This window comes from Enterobacter sp. E14S, assembly GCF_055666685.1.
The window spans coordinates 110560-135457 of record NZ_JBVODQ010000006.1; the positions used below are offsets into that span (position 1 = coordinate 110560).

At 54.4% G+C, this 24898-nt stretch carries 30 protein-coding genes; 16 read left to right on the forward strand and 14 right to left on the reverse strand.

All coding sequences use genetic code 11. The features are described 5' to 3' along the window. Positions 1 to 132 precede the first annotated feature (132 nt). From dacB to pmrB, 3 genes are read left to right on the forward strand one after another with little or no spacing between them, the layout of a single operon-like run. Positions 133 to 1566 (forward strand): serine-type D-Ala-D-Ala carboxypeptidase, encoded by a 1434-nt coding sequence (dacB, locus tag ACZ6J2_RS14345; RefSeq protein ID WP_471726022.1) that lies wholly within the window; start codon positions 133 to 135, stop codon positions 1564 to 1566. Between the two features lie 2 nt (positions 1567 to 1568). Further along, entirely contained in the window at positions 1569 to 2231 is a 663-nt protein-coding gene (pmrA, locus tag ACZ6J2_RS14350; protein ID WP_033146744.1) for a two-component system response regulator PmrA, read from the forward strand. Beyond that, the gene (pmrB, locus tag ACZ6J2_RS14355; protein ID WP_471726023.1) at positions 2228 to 3271 is read left to right on the forward strand and encodes a two-component system sensor histidine kinase PmrB; all 1044 of its coding nucleotides are present in this window, start codon (positions 2228 to 2230) and stop codon (positions 3269 to 3271) included. Before pmrA ends, pmrB begins: the two co-directional genes overlap by 4 nt. 34 nt (positions 3272 to 3305) lie before the next feature. On the opposite strand, the gene cgtA is transcribed toward pmrB, so the two are convergent. The 4 genes from cgtA to rplU form a co-directional block, all read right to left on the reverse strand. Beyond that, positions 3306 to 4481, reverse strand: coding sequence for an Obg family GTPase CgtA (gene cgtA / locus ACZ6J2_RS14360; protein ID WP_262770393.1), 1176 nt, complete (start codon positions 4479 to 4481; stop codon positions 3306 to 3308). Between the two features lie 15 nt (positions 4482 to 4496). Further along, positions 4497 to 5462 carry a DMT family transporter gene (locus ACZ6J2_RS14365; protein ID WP_023309346.1) on the reverse strand — a complete coding sequence of 322 codons (966 nt, stop codon included), beginning with the start codon at positions 5460 to 5462 and terminating at the stop codon, positions 4497 to 4499. 96 nt (positions 5463 to 5558) lie between these two features. Continuing rightward, the gene (gene rpmA / locus ACZ6J2_RS14370; RefSeq protein WP_004385076.1) at positions 5559 to 5816 is read right to left on the reverse strand and encodes a 50S ribosomal protein L27; all 258 of its coding nucleotides are present in this window, start codon (positions 5814 to 5816) and stop codon (positions 5559 to 5561) included. 19 nt (positions 5817 to 5835) lie between these two features. Next, positions 5836 to 6147: a 50S ribosomal protein L21 gene (gene rplU, locus ACZ6J2_RS14375; RefSeq protein WP_003025032.1), complete on the reverse strand. Its 312-nt coding sequence runs from the start codon at positions 6145 to 6147 to the stop codon at positions 5836 to 5838. A 257-nt stretch (positions 6148 to 6404) separates the two neighbouring features. Here rplU and ispB point away from each other — a divergent pair, with 257 nt between their 5' ends. Then, positions 6405 to 7376 (forward strand): octaprenyl diphosphate synthase, encoded by a 972-nt coding sequence (gene ispB / locus ACZ6J2_RS14380; RefSeq protein WP_024906360.1) that lies wholly within the window; start codon positions 6405 to 6407, stop codon positions 7374 to 7376. A 229-nt stretch (positions 7377 to 7605) separates the two neighbouring features. Continuing rightward, on the forward strand, positions 7606 to 7893 hold the full coding sequence (sfsB, locus tag ACZ6J2_RS14385) for a DNA-binding transcriptional regulator SfsB (protein WP_023309348.1): 288 nt from the start codon (positions 7606 to 7608) through the stop codon (positions 7891 to 7893). Between the two features lie 60 nt (positions 7894 to 7953). Here sfsB and murA read toward each other — a convergent pair whose 3' ends face one another. From murA to mlaF, 7 genes are all read right to left on the reverse strand, one after another. Further along, positions 7954 to 9213: a UDP-N-acetylglucosamine 1-carboxyvinyltransferase gene (gene murA / locus ACZ6J2_RS14390; protein WP_023309349.1), complete on the reverse strand. Its 1260-nt coding sequence runs from the start codon at positions 9211 to 9213 to the stop codon at positions 7954 to 7956. Between the two features lie 50 nt (positions 9214 to 9263). After that, positions 9264 to 9518 (reverse strand): BolA family iron metabolism protein IbaG, encoded by a 255-nt coding sequence (gene ibaG, locus ACZ6J2_RS14395; protein WP_008501458.1) that lies wholly within the window; start codon positions 9516 to 9518, stop codon positions 9264 to 9266. A gap of 126 nt (positions 9519 to 9644) precedes the next feature. Further along, positions 9645 to 9938, reverse strand: coding sequence for a lipid asymmetry maintenance protein MlaB (gene mlaB, locus ACZ6J2_RS14400; protein WP_023309350.1), 294 nt, complete (start codon positions 9936 to 9938; stop codon positions 9645 to 9647). Beyond that, complete coding sequence (gene mlaC, locus ACZ6J2_RS14405) at positions 9938 to 10573, reverse strand: phospholipid-binding protein MlaC (RefSeq protein ID WP_471726025.1); 636 nt, start codon at positions 10571 to 10573, stop codon at positions 9938 to 9940. The genes mlaB and mlaC overlap by 1 nt, the downstream gene beginning before the upstream one ends. A gap of 18 nt (positions 10574 to 10591) precedes the next feature. Then, positions 10592 to 11140 (reverse strand): outer membrane lipid asymmetry maintenance protein MlaD, encoded by a 549-nt coding sequence (mlaD, locus tag ACZ6J2_RS14410; RefSeq protein WP_039260519.1) that lies wholly within the window; start codon positions 11138 to 11140, stop codon positions 10592 to 10594. Between the two features lie 4 nt (positions 11141 to 11144). Next, entirely contained in the window at positions 11145 to 11927 is a 783-nt protein-coding gene (gene mlaE, locus ACZ6J2_RS14415; RefSeq protein ID WP_010436044.1) for a lipid asymmetry maintenance ABC transporter permease subunit MlaE, read from the reverse strand. Positions 11928 to 11934: 7 nt separating this feature from the next. Continuing rightward, complete coding sequence (gene mlaF / locus ACZ6J2_RS14420) at positions 11935 to 12747, reverse strand: phospholipid ABC transporter ATP-binding protein MlaF (RefSeq protein WP_023309353.1); 813 nt, start codon at positions 12745 to 12747, stop codon at positions 11935 to 11937. Positions 12748 to 12974: 227 nt separating this feature from the next. On the opposite strand from mlaF, the gene ACZ6J2_RS14425 reads away from it, so the two are divergent. From ACZ6J2_RS14425 to npr, 11 genes are all read left to right on the forward strand, one after another. Further along, positions 12975 to 13952 (forward strand): calcium/sodium antiporter, encoded by a 978-nt coding sequence (locus ACZ6J2_RS14425; RefSeq protein WP_023309354.1) that lies wholly within the window; start codon positions 12975 to 12977, stop codon positions 13950 to 13952. 13 nt (positions 13953 to 13965) lie between these two features. Next, positions 13966 to 14952 carry an arabinose-5-phosphate isomerase KdsD gene (kdsD, locus tag ACZ6J2_RS14430; protein WP_023333606.1) on the forward strand — a complete coding sequence of 329 codons (987 nt, stop codon included), beginning with the start codon at positions 13966 to 13968 and terminating at the stop codon, positions 14950 to 14952. Between the two features lie 14 nt (positions 14953 to 14966). Further along, the gene (gene kdsC / locus ACZ6J2_RS14435) at positions 14967 to 15533 is read left to right on the forward strand and encodes a 3-deoxy-manno-octulosonate-8-phosphatase KdsC (protein WP_023309356.1); all 567 of its coding nucleotides are present in this window, start codon (positions 14967 to 14969) and stop codon (positions 15531 to 15533) included. Continuing rightward, the gene (lptC, locus tag ACZ6J2_RS14440) at positions 15530 to 16105 is read left to right on the forward strand and encodes an LPS export ABC transporter periplasmic protein LptC (RefSeq protein WP_033146749.1); all 576 of its coding nucleotides are present in this window, start codon (positions 15530 to 15532) and stop codon (positions 16103 to 16105) included. Before kdsC ends, lptC begins: the two co-directional genes overlap by 4 nt. After that, positions 16074 to 16628 (forward strand): lipopolysaccharide ABC transporter substrate-binding protein LptA, encoded by a 555-nt coding sequence (lptA, locus tag ACZ6J2_RS14445; protein ID WP_033146750.1) that lies wholly within the window; start codon positions 16074 to 16076, stop codon positions 16626 to 16628. The genes lptC and lptA overlap by 32 nt, the downstream gene beginning before the upstream one ends. Before the next feature lie 6 nt (positions 16629 to 16634). Beyond that, positions 16635 to 17360, forward strand: coding sequence for an LPS export ABC transporter ATP-binding protein (lptB, locus tag ACZ6J2_RS14450; RefSeq protein WP_033146751.1), 726 nt, complete (start codon positions 16635 to 16637; stop codon positions 17358 to 17360). A 47-nt stretch (positions 17361 to 17407) separates the two neighbouring features. Next, positions 17408 to 18841, forward strand: coding sequence for an RNA polymerase factor sigma-54 (rpoN, locus tag ACZ6J2_RS14455; protein WP_198886068.1), 1434 nt, complete (start codon positions 17408 to 17410; stop codon positions 18839 to 18841). Between the two features lie 22 nt (positions 18842 to 18863). Beyond that, the gene (gene hpf, locus ACZ6J2_RS14460; protein WP_008501444.1) at positions 18864 to 19151 is read left to right on the forward strand and encodes a ribosome hibernation promoting factor; all 288 of its coding nucleotides are present in this window, start codon (positions 18864 to 18866) and stop codon (positions 19149 to 19151) included. Between the two features lie 81 nt (positions 19152 to 19232). Beyond that, positions 19233 to 19724, forward strand: coding sequence for a PTS IIA-like nitrogen regulatory protein PtsN (gene ptsN / locus ACZ6J2_RS14465; protein WP_008501443.1), 492 nt, complete (start codon positions 19233 to 19235; stop codon positions 19722 to 19724). A 45-nt stretch (positions 19725 to 19769) separates the two neighbouring features. Beyond that, a complete protein-coding gene (gene rapZ / locus ACZ6J2_RS14470; RefSeq protein ID WP_014885397.1) occupies positions 19770 to 20624 on the forward strand; it encodes an RNase adapter RapZ in 855 nt (284 codons plus the stop codon). Continuing rightward, a complete protein-coding gene (gene npr / locus ACZ6J2_RS14475) occupies positions 20621 to 20893 on the forward strand; it encodes a PTS phosphocarrier protein NPr (RefSeq protein ID WP_003861872.1) in 273 nt (90 codons plus the stop codon). The genes rapZ and npr overlap by 4 nt, the downstream gene beginning before the upstream one ends. Positions 20894 to 20932: 39 nt before the next feature. Here the strand turns inward: npr and mtgA are convergent, their stop codons facing one another. The 3 genes from mtgA to arcB all read right to left on the reverse strand — a co-directional run bounded on the left by mtgA (position 20933) and on the right by arcB (position 24874). After that, a complete protein-coding gene (mtgA, locus tag ACZ6J2_RS14480) occupies positions 20933 to 21658 on the reverse strand; it encodes a monofunctional biosynthetic peptidoglycan transglycosylase (RefSeq protein ID WP_471726026.1) in 726 nt (241 codons plus the stop codon). Further along, entirely contained in the window at positions 21655 to 22308 is a 654-nt protein-coding gene (elbB, locus tag ACZ6J2_RS14485; RefSeq protein WP_471726050.1) for an isoprenoid biosynthesis glyoxalase ElbB, read from the reverse strand. Before elbB ends, mtgA begins: the two co-directional genes overlap by 4 nt. 232 nt (positions 22309 to 22540) lie before the next feature. Continuing rightward, on the reverse strand, positions 22541 to 24874 hold the full coding sequence (gene arcB, locus ACZ6J2_RS14490) for an aerobic respiration two-component sensor histidine kinase ArcB (RefSeq protein WP_471726027.1): 2334 nt from the start codon (positions 24872 to 24874) through the stop codon (positions 22541 to 22543). Positions 24875 to 24898 lie beyond the last annotated feature (24 nt).

Consider the following 24898-nt stretch of genomic DNA (forward strand, 5'->3'; position numbering starts at 1 on the left):
ATGCCCCAGGTCAGCAGCAATTTTTCAATTTGATATGCATTTTACCGCGAAGTTCATTATGGGTCATCGTTTACTTTGCAGTGCCATGCACCGTAGTATGGCGGTTTGTTTTCGGGTTGTTAGCGCGAGATTATGCGATTTTCCAGATTTATCATCGGATTGACTACCAGTATAACGTTCACCGCCCAGGCCGCGAATGTTGATGAGTACATTAATCAGCTCCCCGCAGGCGCGAACCTTGCCCTGATGGTGCAGAAGGTTGGCGCACAGGCTCCCGAGATTGACTATCATAGTCAACAGATGGCGCTGCCTGCCAGTACCCAAAAGGTGATCACTGCCCTCGCCGCCCTGCTCCAGCTCGGGCCTGACTTCCGTTTTACGACCACACTCGAGACCAAAGGTAACGTCGAGGGTGGCGAACTGAAAGGCGATCTTATCGCCCGTTTTGGCGGCGATCCGACCTTTAAGCGCCAGGATATCCGCAATATGGTTGCGGTACTGAAAAAATCGGGCGTACAGAAAATTGATGGCAATGTGCTGATCGACACGTCCATCTTTGCCAGCCACGATAAAGCCCCAGGCTGGCCGTGGAACGACATGACCCAATGTTTTAGCGCCCCGCCCGCCGCCGCGATTGTTGACCGTAACTGCTTCTCGGTTTCGCTTTACAGCGCGCCAAAGCCAGACGATTTAGCGTTTATCCGCATAGCGTCCTACTACCCGGTCACAATGTTTAGTCAGGTCCGAACGCTGGCGAAAGGCTCCCCGGATGCGCAATATTGTGAGCTGGACGTCGTGCCGGGCGATCTTAACCGCTTCACGCTTACCGGCTGCCTGACGCAGCGCGCCGATCCGCTGCCGCTAGCCTTTGCGATACAGGATGGCGCAAGCTATGCGGGTGCCATTCTGAAAGATGAGCTGAAACAAGCGGGCATTACATACAGCGGCACGCTGCTTCGCCAGACGCAGATTAACCAGCCCGGCACGGTCATCGCCAGCAAACAGTCTCCGCCGCTGCACGATTTACTACGAATCATGCTGAAAAAGTCTGACAACATGATTGCCGATACCGTGTTTCGCATGATTGGCCACGCGCGTTTCGGCGTGCCGGGAACCTGGCGCGCAGGTTCAGACGCCGTTCGTCAGATCCTGCGCCAGCAGGCCGGGATCGAGCTGGGTAATACCATCGCCGTCGATGGCTCCGGATTATCGCGTCATAATTTGATCTCTCCGGCCACGATGATGCAGGTGCTTCAGTACATTGCACAGCATGACACTGAGCTAAACTTTATTTCAATGCTGCCGCTGGCCGGGCATGACGGTTCGCTGCAGTATCGCGCCGGGCTTCACGCTGCCGGCGTGGATGGCAAAGTATCCGCTAAGACAGGCTCGCTGCAGGGGGTTTACAACCTTGCAGGCTTCATCACTACCGCCAGCGGACAACGCATGGCATTCGTGCAGTATCTTTCCGGCTATGCCGTCGAACCGACCGACCAGCGCAATCGCCGTATTCCGCTTGTTCGCTTCGAAAGCAGGCTTTATAAGGACATCTACCAGAATAACTAGCGATGAAACTACTCATAGTTGAAGACGATCTGTTATTGCAGGAAGGGCTGGCGCTGGGGCTGGCCAATGAAGGGTATGCCCTCGACTGTGCTGGCACCGCAGCGGAGGCGGACGCCCTGATCCAGAGCGGCGAATACAGTCTGGTGATCCTCGATTTGGGCTTGCCTGATAAAGACGGCGCCACGCTGCTCAGCCAGTGGCGACGCCGCGGTATCGCCAACCCGGTGTTGATCCTGACGGCACGCGATGCCATTGAAGATCGCATCACCGGCCTCGATGCAGGCGCAGATGATTACCTGGTGAAGCCTTTCGCGCTCGCGGAGCTGCAGGCACGGGTGCGGGCGTTGATTCGCCGCTATCAGGGCCATAGTGATAACTTACTGACCGACGGCGATATTACTCTGAATCTGCAAACCCAGCAGGTACTGCGCCGGGACCAGGCGGTAGAGGTGACGCCAAAAGAGTTCGCCTTGCTTACGCGTCTGATTATGCGCAGCGGGCAAACGGTGCACAGAGAGACCCTCCAGCAGGATATCTACTCCTGGCAGGACGATCCGGGATCAAATACCCTTGAAGTTCACATCCATAACCTGCGTCGCAAGCTCGGCAAGGACAGAATCAAAACCGTCCGTGGCGTTGGCTATCGCCTTGAGAGTCAGAAATGAACAGCATGCGTCGGCGTTTAATGGTGCTGCTGGCGGTCATTCTCTTATTTTTCCAGCTGATAAGCGTGATCTGGCTGTGGCATGAAAGCCGCGAGCAGATCGGTTTTCTGGTGAATGAAACGCTGTCGGCAAAAGCCCGTAATAACCATGTCGAAAAAGAGATCCGCGAAGCGATTGCTTCCCTTCTCGTCCCTTCTCTGGTGATGGTAGGCTTTACGCTGTTTTTCTCGTTCTGGGCAGTCACCTGGATAACCCAACCGCTGAATAAACTGCGTGACAGCCTGGCTAACCGTTCGGCAGATAACTTAACTCCGCTTCCTATGTATTCCGACATGGAAGAAATCGGCGCGGTGACAACTTCCCTGAATCAGCTGCTCGCCCGGCTGGACAATACCATTCAGCAGGAGCGTCTCTTCACCGCTGACGCCGCGCACGAGCTTCGAACGCCCCTCGCCGGTATACGGCTTCATCTGGAGCTCATGGCCCAGTCAGGCGCACCACAGGCCGTGACGTTAATTAGCCGTATCGATCAGCTCATGCATACCGTCGAACAGCTGCTGATGCTGGCCCGTGCCGGACAGGCAATGGCCAGCGGCCACTACGAAACCGTGAGCTGGACGGAAAATATCATTGAACCTCTCGGCCTGGGCCATGAAGCCAAAGAGCATACGGTGATTTGGCCCGCTAAAAGCGTGCTCACGGTTCAGGGAGATGCCGTGCTCCTGCGTCTGATGCTGCGCAACCTGCTGGAGAATGCCGGGCGCTACAGCCCGGCAGGGACAACGATTACAGTGACATTAACCGGGGTCGACGGGGGGACGCAGATCAGCGTGATCGATCAGGGGCCCGGTATTGATGACGCGCACCGACAGTCAATTACCGAGCCATTCCGCCGTCTTGACCAGCGCTACGGTGGCAGCGGTCTGGGGCTGAGTATCGTGCAGCGCATCGTACAACTCCATCACGGCAGGCTGACGCTTGAGAATGGCGCTGAAGGTGGTTTGATCGCCAGCTGCTGGCTACCCGCAACGCTGGAATAAAAAAAGCCCCCATAATGGGGGCTTTGGACAGATATTAGTGCTTGTAGATGAACTCGACGCCTTCTTCGTCGTCTTCATCCCAGTCATCGTCCCAGTCTTCATCATCCTCTTCCGTTTCCAGCTCTTCGAGCTGCTGACGGTGGTAGTCATCCCACATGAATTCGACTTTTTCAGGCTGTTTCGCTTCTTCCGCCTGAACAATTGGGTTCTCAATGATGAAGGTCATCACATCCCAGCACAGATCTTTCACGCCAACCTGGCTTGCCGCAGAGATCAGGTAGTATTTATCTTCCCAACCCATCGCTTCAGCAATCGCTTTAGCTTTCGCTTCCGCTTCGGCCTTGTCCATCAGGTCGATCTTGTTGAAGACCAGCCAGCGTGGTTTATTCGCCAGTTTTTCGCTGTATTTTTCCAGCTCACCGATGATGATGCGGGCGTTTTCAACCGGATCGGAACCGTCGATAGGATCGATATCGATAAGGTGCAGCAGCACGCGGCAACGCTCAAGGTGTTTCAGGAAGCGAATACCCAGACCCGCGCCTTCCGCAGCGCCTTCAATCAGACCCGGAATATCGGCAACCACAAAGCTCTTCTCGTTATCCATACGGACAACGCCCAGGCTTGGTACCAGCGTGGTAAACGGATAGTCCGCCACTTTTGGTTTCGCCGCAGAAACGGCGCGAATGAACGTCGATTTACCGGCGTTTGGCATACCCAGCATGCCCACGTCTGCCAGAAGCATCAGCTCCAGCTGCAGATCGCGCTTATCGCCCGGCGTACCCATCGTTTTCTGACGCGGAGTACGGTTAACGGAGGATTTGAAACGGCTGTTACCCAGACCGTGCCAGCCGCCTTTCGCCACCATCAGGCGCTGACCGTGCTTGGTCATGTCACCCATGGTTTCACCGGTTCCCTGGTCAATCACACGCGTACCGACCGGAACTTTAATGGTGACGTCTTTACCGCGTTTCCCGGTACAGTCACGGCTCTGGCCGTTCTGGCCACGTTCAGCGCGGAAGGATTTTTCGAAACGGTAGTCGATCAGCGTGTTGAGGTTCTCATCCGCCTCCAGCCACACGTCACCACCATCCCCGCCGTCGCCGCCGTCAGGACCGCCACGTGGGATATACTTTTCACGGCGGAAGCTCACGCAACCATTGCCGCCATCACCAGCCACGACCAGGATCGTCGCTTCATCAACAAACTTCATTTTACTCTCCGTAACTCATTCGCCTGAGCGGGGGACTACTACAACCGCTTCATTTTTGCGCCAACGTCCCCAAAGACGATGACCAATGGCGGAATACATCGCGCCCGCAACCACGACAAACGCACCGAGATAACCCAACAGGTTGAGCATCGGTCTGACGAAGACATCGGGCCAGGCCATTGATAACAAATCTGAAAATAACAGCGTAAACAGCGGAGTAAGCGTAATTAACGCGCTCACCTGTGCCGCCTGCCAGCGCGCCATCGCTTCGGCCAGCGCGCCATAACCGACCAGCGTGTTCAGCCCACAAAAAATGAGGCACGCCAGTTGCCAGTCGCTAAGCTGGGAAATCACACCCGGCTTTGCTAATGGCAGCAATGCTATTGTACACAAAGTGTACAGCAAAAAGAGGATCTGCTGTGAGGCAAGACGACGCAATAACACCTTTTGTGCGACGCCATAGCTCACCCAGACCGTTGCCGCCCCCACGCCGAAAATTACACCCCATGTGTAATCCGTCAGGCGGGTGAAAATCTCAATCAGACTGGTGTTGAAGAACATCACCAGACCGCACAGCAGCATGCTTGCCCCGATAATCTGCGTACCGCGCATCTTTTCCTTGAGGATAAAGACGCTGGCGACCATCATGCCCACCGGTGAAAGCTGACCTATCACCTGCGACGCCGTGGGGCTGAGATATTGCAGGGAAGAGCTGAACAGGATGAAGTTACCGAACAGACCGCCCGTCGCGATAGCCAGCAATACCAGCCAGCGCGGTTTGCGAAAGAGCCGCAAGGGTGGAAGCTTACCTTTGATAGCGAGAATGGCCCCGAGGCCGATGCTTGCCATCAGAAAGCGATAAAAGACCACCGTAGGCGGCTCCATCACTTCCAGTACCTGCTTCATTGCAATTGGCAGCGCACCCCAGCACATTGCGGTAGTGAGCGCCAAAAGAATACCAATGCCGGCCTGCTGCTTCATGCCCGTTTTCCCTACAGAAAAAATTACCGGGTTTCCAATGTAAAAAGCCCCGCAACAGGTTGCGGGGCTTTAATCCGTTACCGGACCGAGAAAACCTTACTCAGCAACGATGCTGATGTATTTACGGTTGTTCGGGCCTTTAACTTCAAATTTCACTTTACCGTCTGCTTTAGCAAACAGAGTGTGGTCACGACCGCAACCTACGTTGTTGCCAGCGTGGAATTTGGTACCACGTTGACGAACGATGATGCTACCCGCCAGAACGGATTCGCCACCGAAACGCTTAACGCCAAGGCGTTTAGCTTCTGAATCGCGACCGTTACGTGTGGAGCCGCCAGCCTTTTTATGTGCCATTTAAATCTCTCCTCAGGTCTTAGGCGCTGATGCCAGTAATTTTCACATCAGTGAACCACTGACGGTGGCCCTGCTGCTTACGGTAGTGCTTACGACGACGAAACTTAACGATTTTAACTTTCTCGCCACGACCGTGTGCAACAACTTCAGCTTTGATAACGCCGCCATCAACGAAAGGAACGCCGATTTTGACTTCTTCACCGTTTGCGATCATCAGAACTTCTGCGAACTCAACAGATTCGCCAGTTGCGATGTCCAGCTTTTCCAGGCGAACGGTCTGACCTTCGCTTACTCGGTGTTGTTTACCACCACTTTGGAAAACCGCGTACATATAAACTCCGCTTCCGCGCACGTCCTCGTATGAATCAGAGTGCGCTATAAATATTCACAATAGGGCGCGAATATTACGCAAAACGCGAGCCTTTGACAAGTGCTACCGTCAATACATGAAGAAAAAAAACACAACACGTACGGTAACGTTTATCTGTGCCGTTTTTTCAGTACAATCAGCACTACTATTGATAAACCGAAACCCTTCGTTACCCCATTGAAGATGGGATCAACAGGATAAAAAGCCCGGCTTTTGCGATGAATTTAGAAAAAATCAACGAGTTAACCGCGCAAGATATGGCGGGTGTGAATGCAGCAATCCTGGAGCAACTCAACTCTGACGTTCAGCTGATCAATCAGTTGGGCTATTACATCGTCAGCGGCGGCGGTAAACGCATTCGTCCGATGATTGCCATTCTGGCTGCCAGAGCCGTTGGCTATCAGGGAAATGCTCACATCACTATCGCAGCGCTCATCGAATTTATTCACACGGCGACGCTTCTGCATGACGATGTTGTGGATGAATCGGATATGCGTCGTGGCAAAGCCACGGCAAACGCCGCTTTCGGAAACGCAGCCAGCGTCCTGGTGGGGGATTTTATCTATACCCGCGCCTTCCAGATGATGACCAGCCTGGGCTCCCTGAAAGTGCTGGAAGTGATGTCCGAAGCCGTAAACGTCATTGCTGAAGGCGAAGTGCTGCAGCTGATGAACGTCAACGACCCTGACATTACCGAAGAAAACTACATGCGCGTCATCTACAGCAAAACGGCGCGCCTGTTTGAAGCGGCTGCCCAGTGTTCCGGCATTCTGGCCGACTGTACCGAAGCACAGGAAAAAGGCCTGCAGGACTATGGCCGCTACCTGGGTACGGCATTCCAGCTGATTGATGATTTGCTGGACTACAGTGCGGACGGCGAGACGCTCGGCAAAAACGTGGGCGATGACCTGAACGAAGGCAAACCAACTCTGCCGCTGCTTCATGCTATGCGCAATGGAACAGCCGACCAGGCGAAAATGATCCGTGAAGCGATTGAGCAAGGAAATGGCCGCCATCTTCTGGAACCTGTACTGGAAACCATGGCTATCTGCGGATCCCTGGAATGGACGCGTCAGCGTGCGGAAGAAGAAGCCGACAAAGCCATCGAAGCGCTTCAGGTCATTCCAGACAGTCCGTGGCGCGAGGCACTGATTGGCCTTGCCCACATCGCCGTTCAGCGCGACCGTTAATCCCCTTGTTTCTCCCCGCAGCGATAGCGGGGAGATTCCAGTACACACCTGTAAATTCCGTGTTCATGTAAATTCATCGGTTTAGAGACCGCATGAATAAAGCCGTGTCTTATTCTGAATATCCCTTCAAGTAACGCGAACTTTTTAGAACAAGAAGTTGAAATGGGTATAGTAACCGCGTCGTTTCAGAAGAAACGGCGTAGGTGAATCCGAACTTAAGGACGGCGTTATGGATACGAAATTTATCGACTGGCACACGGCTGATATTATTGCCGCACTGCGCAAAAGAGGCACTTCACTGGCAGCAGAGTCCCGCCGCCATGGACTGAGTTCTTCAACTCTGGCAAACGCCCTCACCCGCCCCTGGCCCAAGGGAGAATTAATTATCGCGACGGCGCTGGATACGCATCCGTGGGTAATTTGGCCTTCGCGCTACCACGATCCCATTACCCATGAATTTATCGACAGATCGCGCATGATTCGCCAGAGAAAGGTAAAAAGAGAACCGCAGGAATAACGCGTTTTTGACAGGAACAGCAACCCCCCGGTCATTGCTGGCAGGGGGCTGCCGGAACGATTACTCGCCCTTCACACGCTCGATGTTGGCACCCAGCGCGCGCAGTTTATCTTCGATACGCTCATAACCACGATCGATGTGATAGATACGGTCCACGATCGTTGTACCTTCCGCGATACAACCCGCCAGCACCAGGCTTGCAGACGCACGCAGATCGGTTGCCATCACCTGAGCACCTGACAGTTTCTCAACGCCGTGGCAGATCACGGTATTACTTTCGATCTCAGCATGCGCGCCCATACGGATCAGCTCCGGTACGTGCATAAAGCGGTTCTCGAAAATGGTTTCTGTGATGAAGCCAGTGCCTTCGGCAACCAGGTTCAACAGGGTGAACTGTGCCTGCATGTCCGTAGGGAACGCCGGATGCGGCGCCGTACGCACATTGACCGCTTTTGGACGCTGCCCGTGCATATCAAGACTTATCCAGTCTTCGCCGATTTCGATATCCGCACCCGCATCGCGCAGTTTCGCCAGCACCGCATCCAGGGTATCTGGCTGCGCGTTGCGACAAACAATCTTCCCGCCAGAAATCGCCGCAGCGACCAGGAAGGTACCGGTTTCGATACGGTCAGGCAGTACGCGATAGACACCGCCGCCCAGACGCTCAACGCCTTCGATGGTGATTCGGTCGGTACCCTGACCGGAAATCTTCGCCCCCAGCGCCACGAGGAAGTTGGCGGTATCTACAATCTCCGGTTCGCGCGCGGCGTTTTCGATGATGGTGGTACCTTCTGCCAGCGTCGCCGCAGACATAATGGTGACCGTTGCGCCCACGCTCACTTTGTCCATGACGATGTGCGCGCCTTTCAGACGACCATTAACGGACGCTTTAACGTAACCTTCTTCCAGCTTGATCTCGGCGCCCAGCTTCTCCAGACCAAAGATGTGCAGGTCAACCGGACGCGCACCGATGGCGCAACCGCCCGGCAGAGAGACCTGACCCTGACCAAAACGCGCCACCAGCGGGCCAAGCGCCCAGATGGATGCACGCATGGTTTTCACCAGATCGTAAGGGGCCGAGAAGTTGTTCACCTTGCTGGCGTCGATCCAGACGGAACCGTTACGCTCAACTTTCGTGCCCAGCTGGGTGAGCAGCTTCATGGTGGTGTCGATATCTTTCAGCTTCGGTACGTTCTGAATTTCTACCGGCTCTTCAGCCAGCAGCGCAGCAAAGAGGATTGGCAGCGCGGCGTTTTTAGCGCCAGAAATTGTGACTTCGCCCTGGAGACGCGTTGGCCCCTGTACACGAAATTTATCCATTATGTGCTCTCTTATAAATTCAACCGTGCTGCGGGCCTGTCGCCCTCAGCTCAAAAACCGTTTAGTTTGCGATCGCGTGCCCACTCTTGCGGGGTGAACGCTTTAATCGACAGGGCGTGGATGCGGTTATCCGCAATATATTCCATCAGCGGCGCGTACACAGCCTGCTGTTTCTTCACGCGGCTCATACCGTCGAACATCTCACCCACAGCAATAACCTGGAAGTGACTGCCATCGCCAGTGACGTGGGCTTCCTGAAGGGAGAGTGCATTCATCAGCACTGTCTGGATTTCATGATTTTCCATGGGCTCTTAATCATCTGATAGTGAAAACAAGCCCAACATCTTAGAGCAAAGTGGCGTTGTCTTAAACAAGCAAAAAGCCCCGACGATGAAACAGTCAGGGCTTTCGGAAGTAACGCACTGAAAATATTAACGAGGCAGTACGTCCTGAGGGAGATTGTAGAGCTGCGCAAGGGTCACGACATTATCGCTCGCGCCGTGAAGCGTGACGCTTGTCCCCTGCTTTTTCCCCACGGCAATCAGATGGGCAAGCAGCGCAACACCTGCCGTATCCACCCGCGTGACGTCTGTCAAATCGATAAGCGTCACGCCCTGCATCGCTTCGTGGCGTTTGTCCCACAGTGGGTTCAGCAGATCCTGATCCAGTTCACCGGACAGCTTTAATGTCTCGCCTTCACGCGACCAGCTGAGTTGCTGTGACATTACTTCTTCTCGTCCAGGGTAATTTTCTGGCGAGAGATAGACTGCAGCTGAGCGGTCAGGCCATCAATGCCTTTGGTGCGCAGCAGGTCGCTCCATTCGTTCTGTTTGGTGGTGATCATGCTTACCCCTTCGGCAATCATGTCATACGCCTGCCAGTGACCGCTCTGGCTGTTTTTACGCCACTGGAAATCCAGACGAACCGGCGGACGACCGTTAGGATCGATGATCGTCACACGGATAGGGACGATGGTCGCATCGCCCAGCGGCTGCTCAGGCGCAATCTGATAAGTCTGGCCGTGGTACATTGCCAGCGCCTGGCCATAAGCCTGTTTCAGGTATTCACGGAACGCGGCAAAGTAGGCATCACGCTGCGCAGGGGTCGCGTCTTTGTAATAACGTCCCAGCACCAGCGCACCCGCATATTTAATCTGCACGTACGGCAGCAGCTCCTGGTCAACAACTTCACGCAAATAATCAGGATTAGCACGAATTTTAGGCTGTTCGTTTTTAAGACGGTCGAAGGTCTTTTTCGCCGCTTCGTCCATCAGTTTGTACGGGTTACTCTGATCCGCAGCGTGGGCGGCGGTTAGAGGGGCGATGACCAGCATGGCAACCATTAACAGTCGTTTAAACATGAATGACTTCTCCTGATATTAATTCGCAGCACCTGGCGTCGGTGCGACGTCGGTATGATCTTCGCTCTGCGCAGGGGCAGCGTCGGTTTTTTTCTCATCCCCTTTACTGTTGTAAAGGAACTGACCAATCATATCCTCCAGAACCATCGCGGATTTCGTATCCTGAATGACGCTACCGTCTTTAAGGATAGTCGTTCCCAGCTCGGGATCTTCAAAGCCAACGTTAAGCGCCAGATATTGTTCGCCCAGCAGGCCGGAAGTACGGATAGAAAGGGAACTGGTGTCCGGGATATGGTTGTAACGCTCTTCGATATCCATCGCGACGCGTGGCAGATAGGTTTTCTCATCCAGCGTAATGTCAGATACGCGTCCGATCACCACGCCACCTATGCGGACCGGTGAACGCGCTTTCAGCCCGCCGATGTTATCGAAGGTGGCATAGATGCGATACGTCGGCTCGGTGCGTACAGACGTGATATCCGCCGCTCTCAGGCAGATAAACAGCGCGGCCAGCAGCGCCAGCAGCAGGAATACACCGACCCAAATTTCATTTTTTCTCGTTTGCATGAACTCAATTCCCAAACATCAGTGCGGTGAGCACAAAATCCAGACCCAGTACGGCCAGCGACGAATGTACGACTGTACGTGTAGTTGCGCGGCTAATGCCCGCCGACGTCGGGATGGCATCGTAACCATTGAACAATGCAATCCAGGTGACCGTAATGGCAAATACCACGCTTTTAATCAGGCAGTTAACCAGATCCATTCGCAGGTCGATGGCGTCCTGCATCGCGGACCAGAAGAAACCGGCATCAATGCCTTTCCAGTGCACACCAACCAGCGAACCGCCCCAGATACCCACGGCGACAAACAGAATAGTCAGTAACGGTAAAGAGATCACCCCAGCCCAGAAACGCGGCGAGATCACGCGACGCAGCGGATCGACCGCCATCATCTCCATGCTGGAGAGCTGCTCGGTCGCACGCATCAGGCCAATTTCAGCCGTTAATGCCGACCCCGCGCGCCCGGCGAACAACAGCGCCGCCACAACCGGCCCCAGCTCGCGCAGCAGCGAGAGCGCCACCAGCATCCCGAGGCTGGTTTCCGCACTGTAGGTGGTCAGAACCAGATAGCCCTGCAGCCCAAGCACCATACCGATAAACAGACCGGAGACAATGATGATGAGCATCGACAGCACGCCGACATTATAAAGCTGCCGCACCAGCAGCGGTGCGTGCTTACGGAATTCCGGCTTGCCGACCAGCGCGTTGAATAACATCAATCCGGCACGCCCGAACGTCCTGATGGTTTTTATGCCACGGTGTCCGAGAGCGGCCAACGCATTTAACAGCATGAGTGGCTTAACTCCCTATTCCCAGTAAATCGTCACGATAGTCGCCCGCCGGGTAGCGGAACGGCACAGGGCCATCGGCAATACCGTCAAGGAACTGCCGCACGCGCGGATCGCAATTTTCCTGCAGCGCCTGAGCGCTACCGTGTGCGACGATCTTTTTGTCCGCCACAATATAGGCGTAATCGGCAATGCTCAATACTTCCGGTACATCGTGAGATACCACAATGCAGGTGACGCCAAGCGCGCTGTTCAGTTCAGAGATGAGCTTCACCAGCACGCCCATCGTGATGGGATCCTGTCCAACAAACGGTTCGTCGAACATGATTAAATCAGGTTCTAATGCAATAGCGCGTGCCAGCGCGGCGCGGCGCGCCATCCCGCCGGACAGCTCCGAAGGCATCAGCTTTGCGGCGCCCCGCAAACCGACGGCTTCGAGCTTCATCATCACCGTGCTTTTCAGCAGTTCAGGCGGCAGGCTGGTATGCTCACGCAGCGGATAGGCGACGTTATCAAAGACATTCATGTCGGTGAACAAGGCTCCCGACTGAAAGAGCATGCTCATGCGTTTGCGGACAGTATACAGACGCGAGCGTGACATCTCCGGGATGTTTTCGCCATCGAAGAGGATTTCACCGCGATCGGGTGGGATTTGCCCACCAATGAGGCGCAGCAGGGTCGTTTTACCGATCCCGGACGGCCCCATGATGGCAGTGATCTTGCCACGCGGTACGGTCAACGAAATATCATCAAATATCAATCTGTTGGCGCGAGAAAAACTCACGCCGCGAACATCGACTAAATTCGCCATCGTTTGGCTCATTTATGGTTCCTTTATTACCCTGCTCACGTTAAGGCATGCCGCCTGAATCAGCCCTCAACTCTGCATTTTTACAGAATAATAGCCGTTGAGGTTAGCGAAAGCTGGCATTTGTTTTACTTTTCCGGCGCATAAAGTCAAAATTAGGAATTCGTTACGCCTCAGACTGTATGCAGTCCAGCCATTCCCGTGCGATGGACCGACGAGTATACCTGAAGAAAGGACTTTTGATGCTTTTAGCAACAGCACTGTTAATAATTGGTTTACTTTTGGTGGTCTACAGTGCTGACCGTTTAGTGTTTGCTGCATCTATCCTGTGTCGCCTGACGGGCGTACCGCCTGTCGTCATCGGGATGACCGTTGTCAGTGTGGGAACGTCACTTCCTGAAATCATCGTCTCTGTCTCGGCATCGCTGCATGGTCAGTTAGACCTGGCAGTAGGTACCGCGATTGGCTCCAACATCGTTAATATACTCTTGATTTTAGGCCTGGCCGCACTGCTCCATCCATTTCGCGTGCATTCTGATGTTCTGCGCCGCGAATTGCCGCTAATGTTAATCGTAAGCCTGCTGGCAGGCTGCGTATTTTACGATGGTGTGCTGAGCTACAGCGACGGCATTTTCCTGCTGGCTCTGGCCGTTATTTGGCTGCTGTATAGTGTTAAAATCGCCCGTCTGGCTGAGAAGCAGGGTCAGGATAGCCTCACGCGGGAGCAGGTCGCCGAACTGCCGCGAGAAGGCACGCTGCCTGTTGCCCTGCTCTGGCTTGGCGTTGCGCTGATCATCATGCCGATGGCAACGCGCATGGTCGTGGATAACGCGACGGTGCTGGCGAACTATTTCGCCATCAGTGAACTGACCATTGGCCTGACGGTGATCGCCATCGGCACCAGCCTGCCGGAGCTGGCCACGGCCATTGCGGGGGCTCGTAAAGGTGAGGATGACATTGCCATAGGTAATATCATCGGTTCCAACATATTTAATATCGCCATTGTGATGGGCCTGCCGGCCCTGATTACGCCAGGGCCCTTTAATCCCCTGGCGTTCTCACGCGACTATGGCGTGATGTTATTGGTCAGCGTGATATTTGCCCTGCTCTGCTGGCGGCGGCAACGACAGATCGGCAAAGGCGCAGGCGCGCTGCTGACGGGTGGATTTATCGTATGGATGGCGATGCTGTACTGGCTCTCGCCTCTTCTCTCTGGGTAAACGGAAACGCATTATGTCGCAAATAGAATTGCAGCCGGGTTTTGACTTTCAGAAAGCAGGCAAAGAGGTTCTGGAGATTGAACGTGAAGGTCTGGCGCAGTTAGATCAGTACATTAATCAGGATTTTAGTCTGGCATGTGAGAAGATGTTCTACTGTGCCGGCAAAGTCGTGGTGATGGGGATGGGTAAGTCCGGCCACATTGGACGCAAAATGGCGGCAACGTTTGCCAGCACCGGAACCTCTTCCTTCTTTGTACATCCGGGGGAAGCCGCGCACGGTGACCTGGGTATGGTCACGCCGCAGGATATCGTCATCGCGCTGTCCAACTCCGGGGAGTCCAATGAAATTCTGGCGCTGATTCCGGTACTGAAGCGACTGCAGGTGCCGCTTATTTGCATGACCAGCCGTCCGGAAAGCAGCATGGCGCGGGCGGCCGATATTCACCTGTGCGTGAAAGTGCCCAAGGAAGCCTGTCCGCTCGGCCTGGCGCCGACGTCCAGCACCACCGCCGCGCTGGTCATGGGTGATGCGCTTGCCGTCGCGCTGCTCGAAGCCCGCGGTTTTACGCCGGAAGATTTCGCGCTTTCCCACCCGGGCGGCGCGCTGGGGCGCAAGCTTCTGCTTCGGGTAAACGATATTATGCACACCGGGGATGAGATCCCTCACGTCAGTAAAGAAGCCTCCCTGCGTGATGCGCTGCTGGAAATCACCCGTAAGAATTTGGGTATGACGGTCGTGTGCGACGATCTGATGAAAATTCAGGGGATCTTCACCGATGGCGACCTGCGCCGCGTGTTCGACATGGGTGTAGATGTCCGCACGCTCGGCATTGCCGATGTGATGACGCCGGGCGGTATCCGCGTCCGTCCGGGTACGCTGGCCGTGGATGTGCTGAACCTGATGCAGTCCCGCCACATTACCTCAGTGATGGTTGCCGATGGCGACCAGTTGCTGGGTGTGGTACATATGCATGATCTGCTGCGCGCAGGCGTAGTGTAATGAAGGATAAAACAATGAGTAATGCGGGTGCATCCCTTGCAACCTGTTATGGACCGGTCAGTACCCAGATGATGGCAAAGGCGGAAAACATTCGTCTGCTCATCCTGGACGTGGATGGCGTACTTTCCGATGGCCTGATTTACATGGGCAATAATGGTGAAGAGCTGAAAGCGTTTAACGTTCGCGACGGCTACGGTATCCGCTGCGCGCTCACCTCGGGTATTGAGGTGGCTATCATCACCGGGCGAAAAGCTAAACTGGTAGAAGACCGCTGTGAAACCTTAGGAATTACCCATCTGTATCAGGGTCAATCCGATAAGATGGCGGCGTTTAAGGATTTACTGGGTAAACTGGCTATCGCACCGGAAAACGTAGCCTACGTCGGGGACGATCTGATTGACTGGCCCGTGATGGCTGAAGTCGGGCTGAGCATCGCCGTTGCCGATGCGCATCCGCTGCTGATCCCGCGCGCTGACTACGTTACCCACATCAACGGAGGCCGCGGTGCCGTACGTGAAGTCTGCGATCTGCTTTTGCTGGCGCAGGGCAAGCTTGATGAGGCCAAAGGGCAATCGATATGAGTAAAACCAGACGCTGGATTATCATTTTGCTTTCGCTTGTCGCACTGGTATTGATTGGCGTGAACCTTGCCGATCGCGACGATCCGCAAACGGAAGTGGTCAACAATAACGATCCAACCTATAAAAGCGATCACAGCGACACCGTGGTCTACAGCCCGGAAGGCGCGCTGAACTATCGCCTGATCGCCCAGCATGTTGAATATTTTTCAGATGACGGTATTTCGTGGTTTACCCAACCGGTCATGACCACATTTGATAAGGACAAAGTGCCGACGTGGTCAATTAAGTCAGATCGGGCAAAACTGACAAATGACCGTATGCTTTATCTGTATGGCCACGTTGAAGTCAACGCCCTGACCGCTGACTCGCAACTGCGAAAAATTACGACGGATAATGCCCAAATTAACCTGGTAACCCAGGACGTGACCTCGCAGGATCTGGTCACACTGTATGGCACAACATTTAATTCCAGCGGTTTGAGAATGCGCGGGAACTTACGCAGCAAGAACGCCGAGCTGATTGAAAAGGTTAGAACCTCCTATGAAATTCAAAACAAACAAACTCAGCCTTAAAGTAATTATCGCCAGTGCGATGCTGGCGACCAGTCTCCCCGCGCTTGCTGTAACGGGCGATACCGACCAACCGATCCATATCGAGTCTGATACCCAGTCTCTCGATATGCAGGGCAACGTCGTCACCTTCACGGGTAACGTCGTCATGACTCAGGGCACCATCAAAATTAACGCCGACAAAGTGGTCGTGACCCGTCCGGGTGGCGAGCAGGGCAAAGAGATCATTGATGGTTACGGCAACCCGGCCACCTTCTACCAGATGCAGGACAACGGCAAACCGGTGAAAGGCCGCGCTTCGCATATGCACTATGAGCTGGCGAAGGACCTGGTCATACTGACCGGAAACGCGTATCTGGAACAGCTGGACAGCAACATTACCGGCGACCAGATCACCTATCTGGTGAAAGAGCAAAAAATGCAGGCCTCCAGCGAGAAAGGCAAACGCGTCACGACCGTACTGGTTCCGTCGCAGCTGCAGGACAAAGGCAAAGGCCAGGCCCCGGCACAGAAGAAGAGTAACTAATTCGTTATGGCAACATTAACTGCAAAAAATCTCGCGAAGGCCTACAAGGGCCGCCGTGTCGTAGAAGATGTCAGTCTGACCGTCAACTCCGGCGAAATCGTGGGGCTGCTTGGCCCTAACGGTGCGGGTAAAACCACCACTTTCTACATGGTCGTTGGCATTGTGCCGCGCGATGCCGGCAACATTATCATTGACGATGAAGACATCAGCCTTCTGCCGCTGCACGCGCGCGCGCGTCGCGGGATCGGCTACCTGCCGCAGGAAGCCTCCATTTTCCGTCGTCTTAGCGTTTACGATAACCTGATGGCGGTCCTGGAAATTCGTAACGATCTGACCAGCGAACAGCGTCAGGATCGTGCCAACGAGTTGATGGAAGAGTTCCACATTGAGCATCTGCGCGACAGCCTCGGTCAGGCACTCTCCGGGGGGGAACGCCGTCGCGTTGAGATTGCGCGTGCGCTGGCCGCAAACCCGAAATTTATCCTTCTGGATGAACCGTTTGCCGGCGTTGACCCGATCTCGGTTATCGATATCAAACGCATCATTGAACACCTGCGTGACAGCGGGCTTGGCGTACTGATCACCGACCACAACGTCCGTGAAACGCTGGCCGTGTGTGAACGCGCGTATATTGTGAGCCAGGGCAATCTGATCGCCCACGGTACGCCGCAGCAGATCCTCGAAGACGATCATGTTAAGCGCGTCTATCTTGGGGAAGACTTCAGACTCTGATAGGGTAGAGGTAACGTAACGCCGAACCGGAGAAAAACGCTCTGAACATGAAGCAAGGTTTGCAATTAAGGCTCAGCCAACAACTGGCAATGACGCCGCAGCTACAGCAGGCAATTCGCCTGTTGCAACTGTCCACGTTAGAACTTCAGCAGGAACTCCAGCAGGCGCTGGACAGCAACCCCCTGCTGGAACAAACCGATCTTCATGACGAGGTAGATACTCAGCAGTCACAGGATACAGAAGCGCTCGACACCGCGGATGCACTCGAACAAAAAGAGATGCCCGACGAGCTACCGCTGGATGCCAGCTGGGATGAAATCTACACCGCCGGAACCCCTTCCGGTACGCGTGCAGACTACCAGGATGATGAGCTACCGGTCTATCAGGGAGAAACCACCCAGTCGCTGCAGGATTACCTGATGTGGCAGGTGGAACTTACCCCCTTCTCCGATACCGACCGCGCGATTGCCACCTCAATTGTCGATGCCGTTGACGACACCGGCTATTTGACCGTCACGCTGGACGATATCCTGGAAAGCATGGGCGACGAAGAGATTGAGCTTGAGGAAGTCGAAGCCGTACTGAAGCGCATCCAGCGTTTCGATCCGGTAGGCGTGGCCGCAAAAGATCTGCGCGACTGCCTGCTGATCCAGCTTTCTCAGTTCAGCAAAGAGACGCCATGGCTCGACGAGGCGCGTTTAATCATCAGCGATCATCTGGATCTGTTGGCCAACCACGATTTCCGCAGCCTTATGCGCGTTACGCGCCTGAAGGAAGAGGTGCTGAAAGAAGCGGTGAATCTGATCCAGTCACTCGATCCGCGTCCGGGACAGTCGATCCAAACCAGCGAGCCCGAGTACGTCATCCCGGACGTGCTGGTCAGAAAACACAATGACCGCTGGGTCGTTGAACTGAATTCAGACAGCATCCCTCGCCTGCAAATCAACCAGCAGTATGCCTCCATGTGCACCAGCGCGCGTAACGACTCCGACAATCAATATATTCGTAGCAATCTTCAGGAAGCGCGATGGCTGATCAAAAGTCTGGAGAGCCGAAATGATACGCTGCTGCGCGTCAGCCGCTGTATTGTCGAACAGCAGCAGGCGTTCTTTGAGCAGGGCGAAGAGTATATGAAACCGATGGTACTGGCGGATATCGCCCAGGCCGTCGAGATGCATGAATCAACCATTTCCCGTGTCACCACGCAGAAGTATCTGCACAGTCCACGCGGTATTTTTGAGCTTAAGTATTTCTTCTCCAGCCATGTGAATACCGAGGGCGGCGGCGAAGCGTCGTCAACGGCCATTCGTGCCCTGGTGAAGAAGTTGATCGCCGCGGAAAACCCCGCGAAGCCACTAAGCGACAGTAAGTTAACCACCATGCTGTCCGATCAGGGTATTATGGTGGCACGTCGTACTGTTGCGAAGTATCGAGAGTCTTTATCCATTCCGCCGTCCAACCAGCGTAAACAGCTGGTCTGACACAACCGATAAGGAAGACACTATGCAGCTCAACATCACTGGACAAAACGTCGAAATTACTGAGGCTTTACGCGACTTCGTGAACGCGAAGTTTGCAAAACTCGAGCAGTATTTCGAAAGGATCAATCAGGTCTATATTGTGTTGAAAGTGGAGAAAGTGACTCATATCTCGGATGCCACCCTGCATGTTAACGGGGGTGAACTGCATGCCAGTGCGGAAGGGCAAGACATGTACGCTGCTATCGACGGCTTGATTGATAAGCTTGCGCGACAGCTCAATAAACATAAAGATAAACTGAAACAACACTAATTGTCCGGGCAGTTAACGGGTGCAGGACGCCTGTTGTGAAACACAACAGGCCATTTGTACAGTTAGCGCTTAGGTGAAATTATGATGAACAACGATTCCGCTCTTCAACTGAGCAATGTCCTTAACCAGGAATGTACCCGCAGTGCGGTTCACTGCCAGAGCAAAAAACGTGCGCTGGAGATCATCAGTGAACTGGCTGCAAAACAGCTGGGCCTGCCGCCGCAGGTGGTATTCGAAGCGATTCTGACCCGTGAAAAAATGGGCAGTACCGGTATTGGCAACGGCATCGCGATCCCGCACGGCAAACTGGAAGAGGATACCCTGCGTGCCGTTGGTGTGTTTGTGCAGCTTGAAACACCCATCGCCTTCGATGCCATTGATAACCAGCCCGTCGATCTCCTCTTCGCGCTGCTGGTGCCTGCCGACCAGACGAAAACCCATCTGCATACGCTGTCGCTGGTCGCAAAACGTCTGGCCGATAAAACCATTTGCCGTCGACTGCGCTCGGCCCAAAGTGATGAAGAGCTCTATCAAATTATCACTGAAGCAGAAGGCAATCAGGATGATGCATAACCAGGAGATGGCCTTCACATCTGTTGTCCTGAGGAGAAACGGAACATGGTGCTGATGATTGTCAGTGGCCGTTCAGGGTCGGGGAAATCCGTTGCTCTGCGCGCCCTGGAAGACATGGGTTTTTACTGCGTCGATAACCTGCCGGTCGTGTTGTTACCCGACCTGGCCCGCACGCTGGCGGAGAGACAAACCTCTGCCGCCGTCAGTATCGACGTTCGTAACATGCCTGAATCGCCAGAGATCTTCGAACAGGCCATGAGCAACCTGCCTGACGCGTTCTCGCCTCAGCTGCTGTTCCTCGATGCAGACCGCAATACGCTGATCCGCCGCTACAGTGATACCCGTCGTTTGCACCCGCTATCCAGCAAGAACCTCTCTCTGGAGAGCGCTATCGATGAAGAGAGCGACCTGCTGGAGCCGCTGCGTTCTCGTGCCGACCTGATTGTCGACACCTCTGAAATGTCCGTTCACGAGCTGGCGGAAATGCTGCGTACCCGGCTGTTGGGTAAACGCGAGCGCGAACTGACGATGGTGTTCGAATCCTTCGGCTTTAAGCACGGTATTCCGATTGATGCGGATTATGTTTTCGACGTGCGCTTCCTGCCGAACCCGCACTGGGATCCAAAACTGCGTCCAATGACCGGTCTGGATAAGCCGGTGGCGGCGTTCCTCGACCGGCACACAGAAGTACACAATTTTATCTACCAGACGCGAAGCTACCTTGAGCTATGGTTACCTATGCTGGAGACAAACAATCGTAGCTACCTGACGGTGGCGATTGGCTGTACCGGCGGTAAACATCGTTCGGTTTACATCGCCGAACAGCTGGCCGACTATTTCCGCTCGCGCGGGAAGAACGTTCAGTCCCGTCATCGCACGCTGGAAAAACGTAAAACATGACCGTAAAACAAACCGTTGAGATCACCAACAAGCTGGGTATGCATGCACGCCCGGCGATGAAGCTGTTTGAGCTGATGCAGGGTTTCGATGCAGAGGTACTGCTGCGGAATGACGAAGGCACCGAAGCGGAAGCGAACAGCGTGATCGCGCTGCTGATGCTGGATTCCGCCAAAGGGCGCCAGATTGAGGTAGAAGCCACCGGTCCTCAGGAAGAGGAAGCGCTGGCGGCGGTGATTGCCCTGTTTAACGCAGGGTTCGACGAAGATTAAGGTCTGCTATTCAGGCGGGTAGCGCTTCGCTTACCCGCTCTACATAAGATTATTACGCTGCATAAACCCCTCTCCACCCAGCTGATTCATCTGGCGCATAATCCACGCCTGGCGGCTTCGCACGTACCCTGACGGGGCGCTGGCCTTAAAGCGGATAGGATTAGGCAGAACAGCCGCGAGCAGCGCCGCCTCCGACATGCTCAGCCTGCTGGCTGGTTTATTAAAATAGCGTTGTGATGCAGCTTCGACACCAAATACCCCCTCGCCAAACTCAGCGACGTTGAGATAGACGGTCAGAATACGTTTTTTGCTCCAGACCGTTTCCATTCCCAGGGTGAGCCCCGCTTCCAGCCCTTTTCGCACCCAGCTTCGGCCATCCCACAGGAACAGGTTTTTTGCCGTCTGCTGCGACAAGGTTGATGCCCCGCGCACGCGGTTTTCATGGCGTTCGTTATGGGCTAGCGCTTTCTCAATGGCCGCCACGTCGAACCCCCAGTGCTCCGGAAATTTCTGGTCCTCCGCAGCGATGACCGCCAGCCCCATGAACGGGGAGATCTCATCCATGCTCACCCAGTCAGAGTGGGCAACGTAACCAAAATCGCCGCTGAACCACGCGCTAAGCTGGCGCTCAACCATAACGGCAGAGAACGGTACCGGCATAATGCTGAATAAAGCCAGCCCGCCTCCCCAGAATACCGCCAGCACAAGTACGATGCGCAAGAGAAAACGTTTCACCCCTGCGCCTGCGGCAAATTTACCCTTCATTCAGTCAGCACCAGCACGCGATCCACCAGCTTTTCAATACCTGAGGCCGCCTCAGCGATATTGTTCGCCAGCATATACGCCGGCGTGGTGACAATTTTGTTATCTTCATCAACCACAATGTCATCAACCGGGCACGGAACGTGTTCGCCCCCCATTTCCTCGACGATCTCTGCGGTATCAATATCCGTCCCGATAGTCAGGCGCAGCGGGAAATCAAAAATCCTGGGCAGCATTGCCGGCGCGATGCAGATAAAGCCCAGCGGTTTTCCAGCCGCATGCATGGCCTGCGACAGCGCTTTAAGATGAGGATCGATCTGACACTCCGCACCCTGCGCAGCAAAGGTACTGAGATTTTTGGCCGCGCCAAACCCACCCGGCACAATGAGCGCATCAAGCTCTGTAGGGTCTGCCTGAATAAGAGGATGGATATCACCTCGCGCAAGACGCGCGGCTTCAATCAGTACATTACGGGTTTCCGCCATCGGCTCGCCGGTTAGATGATTAATCACATCCGCCTGATTTTTGTCCGGCGCAAAGCAAATAACCTCTGCTCCCTGCTTAGCCAGGGCCAGCAGCGTGATTACGGCTTCATGTATTTCAGAACCATCGTAAACACCGCATCCGCTCAGCACGACACCAATCTTTTTCATCATGACAATCCTTTTCTGCAACTTGCTGAAGCACATTAATAATTTTGATTAAAACGCTATGCTTCACACATTTCACTGATTCATGTAACAAACCATTTAAGATTTGCTATCTTATCTGCGTGCGGCCTAAATTTTTCAGGCAGCGCCATTTCGAAAATAACTTTAAAAAACAGGCGCAGCCACGATTTCCCTGGTGTTGGCGCAGTATTCGCGCACCCCGGTTAATCCGGGGTCATTTTTTTCTGGCGTCGACCCAGGCTTTAAGCACCGCCACATCGTTTTGCCACTCTTGTTTCATCTCTTCAACCCAATCACCCACGTTATCTTCCCATGCAGGTAAATCAGGCGACTGAATCTGTTGACCCAGCTGCTGCAGATGGCGTAAGCCGACCGAGCCGGCGGCACCTTTGATTTTATGTCCTTCTTCGACGATGCCCTTCTGGTCCCGGGCGGTCAGGTTTGATTCCAGCACGCTCAGATAGCCCGGCATCATTTTTTCGAACACCGCCAGACCATCGGTAATCAGTTTCGGGCCGACCAGATCGATGTACTGCTCCAGCATCGCGGTATCGAGTATCGTTTGGGCTTTTGCGCTATCAACAGACGTCATGGTGCTCTCCTCTTCATCATGGGTATCCCAGAACTTCTTAATCATAGCGGTCAGAGCAGGCACCGCCAGCGGCTTGCTGAGTACATCGTCCATACCAGCATCGAGATACTCTTTTTTATCTTTCAGCACGTTCGCCGTCAGCGCCACCAGCGGCGGCAGCTCGTCAGCCGCGTACTGACGCGTCAGCTCACGCGAAATATCCAGCCCGGTCATATCCGGCAGCTGAATATCCAGCAGGACAAGATCGTATTCGCCCGGTTTAAACATCTCCAGCGCGGCCTTACCGGTCATCGCGACATCCACGCTGTTGCCCAGTTTTTCCAGCACCGAGCGCGCCACAATCACGTTCAGCTCAATGTCTTCCACCAGCAGGACGTGCAGCGCGGGCAGCGGCATGTCGTCGTTTTCAAAGGTGTCTTCAACCTCCTCTGCCACCGCCGGCGCATGGACCGTCAGCGTGAAGGTTGATCCTTTGCCCGGCTGGCTGACAACGGTGATATCGCCACCCATACTCTTCGCCAGCCGTTTAGAGACCGCCAGGCCAATGCCTGTTCCTGTCGCCGGTTTCCCGCCGTTGCTGTCCTTCACCTGGTAGTACATCGCGAAAATTTTGTCCTGCTCCTCCTGCGGAATACCCATCCCGGAGTCTTCCACCTCGAAGTGCAGCATATCGCCTTCGTCATAGCGGATGCGCACCGCCACCTGACCCTTCTGGGTAAATTTCACCGCGTTGCTGATGAGATTCCACAGGATCTGACGCAGACGCGTGCCGTCAGTCACCACTTTATGCGGCAGCGGCAGTGTTGGCTCCATGACAAAACTCAGTCCCTTCTGCTGCGCCTGCAGGCCGGACAGGTTTTCGAGGTCGGCAAGGAAGCTGGTGAAATCAACAGGCTGATTATCAAGCTGAACTTTACGGCGCTCCATCTTATCCATATCAATAATATCGTTGAAGATATTTCCCAGCGTGACCGCTGAGACATGGATAGTCTTGAGGTATTTTTCCTGCTCTGCGGTCAGGTCGGTATCCAGCAGAATACGGCTCAGCCCGACAATGCCATTAAGCGGCGTACGCAGCTCGTGGCTGATGGTGGAGATAAAGGTAGTCTTGTCGCGGCTGGCGCGCTCCAGGGCATCCTGATAGCGCTTACGCTCGGTGATATCGCGGCCAAAGCCCATCAGGCCGTGGCGTTTCCCCACGCGGTCATAGTAGGGCACCTTACGGATCTCAAAGCAGGCTTTGCGTCCGTCCGGGTAATCCAGCCACTGTTCATAGGTCAGCGAGACGTTATGGCGGAATACTTTTTCGTCCGTCTCCATGACCTTGGCCGCCGCCTCTTCAGAGTAAACGTCCTGCGGCTTCAGGTTAATCAGCTGCTTTTCGCTTTTCCCGGTGAGCAACTCCATCGCCCGGTTACAGCCGGAAAACTCTTTATCTTCATTACGGTAAAACACCAGATCCGGCGAAGCATCGAGGAACGACCGCAGGAAAGAGGATTGCTGCTCAAGCTGGATCTGCGTGACCTCGCGCTCTTTCATTTCGATTTTCAGCTGCTCCAGCGTGGCCTGACGCTCGGCTTCCGCCTTCTCACGATCGGCGATCTCCTGATTCAGCTGCGCAATGTTGTCTTTAAGCTGGACGTTGAGCTTCAGGTCGCGCTCGCGCATCTCTTCAAGTTTATCGACCAGTTTTGACAGACGCTGACGGGACTCTTCCAGCTGTTCAACCACTACGGAAAGGAAATAGACCGCCCAGGGAGTAATGAGCAAGCCAAAGAAGATGGAGCGGATGACGTCGATACTCTCGACCTGACCATGCAGAACCATGGTGACGGCCATTTGTACGACAATGGCCAGAACGACCAGCGCCAGCGCAAGCAGCATGGAGAAACGCACCAGCCCAAGCTTCATCATCAGGTCGACGTAATACTGGGCAAGCATTCGAATTTGCTTCATAGAGGATCCCTTCACGACTTTATC

Coding starts and splice junctions, on each gene's coding strand:
- elbB (WP_471726050.1), bottom strand. CDS start 22,308: ATGAAAAAGATTGGTGTCGTGCTGAGCGGATGCGGTGTTTACGATGGT.
- ACZ6J2_RS14425 (WP_023309354.1), top strand. CDS start 12,975: ATGCTTTTAGCAACAGCACTGTTAATAATTGGTTTACTTTTGGTGGTC.
- hpf (WP_008501444.1), top strand. CDS start 18,864: ATGCAGCTCAACATCACTGGACAAAACGTCGAAATTACTGAGGCTTTA.
- ACZ6J2_RS14365 (WP_023309346.1), bottom strand. CDS start 5,462: ATGAAGCAGCAGGCCGGCATTGGTATTCTTTTGGCGCTCACTACCGCA.
- lptC (WP_033146749.1), top strand. CDS start 15,530: ATGAGTAAAACCAGACGCTGGATTATCATTTTGCTTTCGCTTGTCGCA.
- mlaC (WP_471726025.1), bottom strand. CDS start 10,573: ATGTTTAAACGACTGTTAATGGTTGCCATGCTGGTCATCGCCCCTCTA.
- kdsC (WP_023309356.1), top strand. CDS start 14,967: ATGAGTAATGCGGGTGCATCCCTTGCAACCTGTTATGGACCGGTCAGT.
- rpmA (WP_004385076.1), bottom strand. CDS start 5,816: ATGGCACATAAAAAGGCTGGCGGCTCCACACGTAACGGTCGCGATTCA.
- dacB (WP_471726022.1), top strand. CDS start 133: ATGCGATTTTCCAGATTTATCATCGGATTGACTACCAGTATAACGTTC.
- rapZ (WP_014885397.1), top strand. CDS start 19,770: ATGGTGCTGATGATTGTCAGTGGCCGTTCAGGGTCGGGGAAATCCGTT.
- lptB (WP_033146751.1), top strand. CDS start 16,635: ATGGCAACATTAACTGCAAAAAATCTCGCGAAGGCCTACAAGGGCCGC.
- mlaE (WP_010436044.1), bottom strand. CDS start 11,927: ATGCTGTTAAATGCGTTGGCCGCTCTCGGACACCGTGGCATAAAAACC.
- ispB (WP_024906360.1), top strand. CDS start 6,405: ATGAATTTAGAAAAAATCAACGAGTTAACCGCGCAAGATATGGCGGGT.
- ibaG (WP_008501458.1), bottom strand. CDS start 9,518: ATGGAAAATCATGAAATCCAGACAGTGCTGATGAATGCACTCTCCCTT.
- mlaF (WP_023309353.1), bottom strand. CDS start 12,747: ATGAGCCAAACGATGGCGAATTTAGTCGATGTTCGCGGCGTGAGTTTT.
- sfsB (WP_023309348.1), top strand. CDS start 7,606: ATGGATACGAAATTTATCGACTGGCACACGGCTGATATTATTGCCGCA.
- kdsD (WP_023333606.1), top strand. CDS start 13,966: ATGTCGCAAATAGAATTGCAGCCGGGTTTTGACTTTCAGAAAGCAGGC.
- mlaD (WP_039260519.1), bottom strand. CDS start 11,140: ATGCAAACGAGAAAAAATGAAATTTGGGTCGGTGTATTCCTGCTGCTG.
- cgtA (WP_262770393.1), bottom strand. CDS start 4,481: ATGAAGTTTGTTGATGAAGCGACGATCCTGGTCGTGGCTGGTGATGGC.
- lptA (WP_033146750.1), top strand. CDS start 16,074: ATGAAATTCAAAACAAACAAACTCAGCCTTAAAGTAATTATCGCCAGT.
- murA (WP_023309349.1), bottom strand. CDS start 9,213: ATGGATAAATTTCGTGTACAGGGGCCAACGCGTCTCCAGGGCGAAGTC.
- mtgA (WP_471726026.1), bottom strand. CDS start 21,658: ATGAAGGGTAAATTTGCCGCAGGCGCAGGGGTGAAACGTTTTCTCTTG.
- arcB (WP_471726027.1), bottom strand. CDS start 24,874: ATGAAGCAAATTCGAATGCTTGCCCAGTATTACGTCGACCTGATGATG.
- mlaB (WP_023309350.1), bottom strand. CDS start 9,938: ATGTCACAGCAACTCAGCTGGTCGCGTGAAGGCGAGACATTAAAGCTG.
- ptsN (WP_008501443.1), top strand. CDS start 19,233: ATGATGAACAACGATTCCGCTCTTCAACTGAGCAATGTCCTTAACCAG.
- pmrB (WP_471726023.1), top strand. CDS start 2,228: ATGAACAGCATGCGTCGGCGTTTAATGGTGCTGCTGGCGGTCATTCTC.
- rpoN (WP_198886068.1), top strand. CDS start 17,408: ATGAAGCAAGGTTTGCAATTAAGGCTCAGCCAACAACTGGCAATGACG.
- pmrA (WP_033146744.1), top strand. CDS start 1,569: ATGAAACTACTCATAGTTGAAGACGATCTGTTATTGCAGGAAGGGCTG.
- npr (WP_003861872.1), top strand. CDS start 20,621: ATGACCGTAAAACAAACCGTTGAGATCACCAACAAGCTGGGTATGCAT.
- rplU (WP_003025032.1), bottom strand. CDS start 6,147: ATGTACGCGGTTTTCCAAAGTGGTGGTAAACAACACCGAGTAAGCGAA.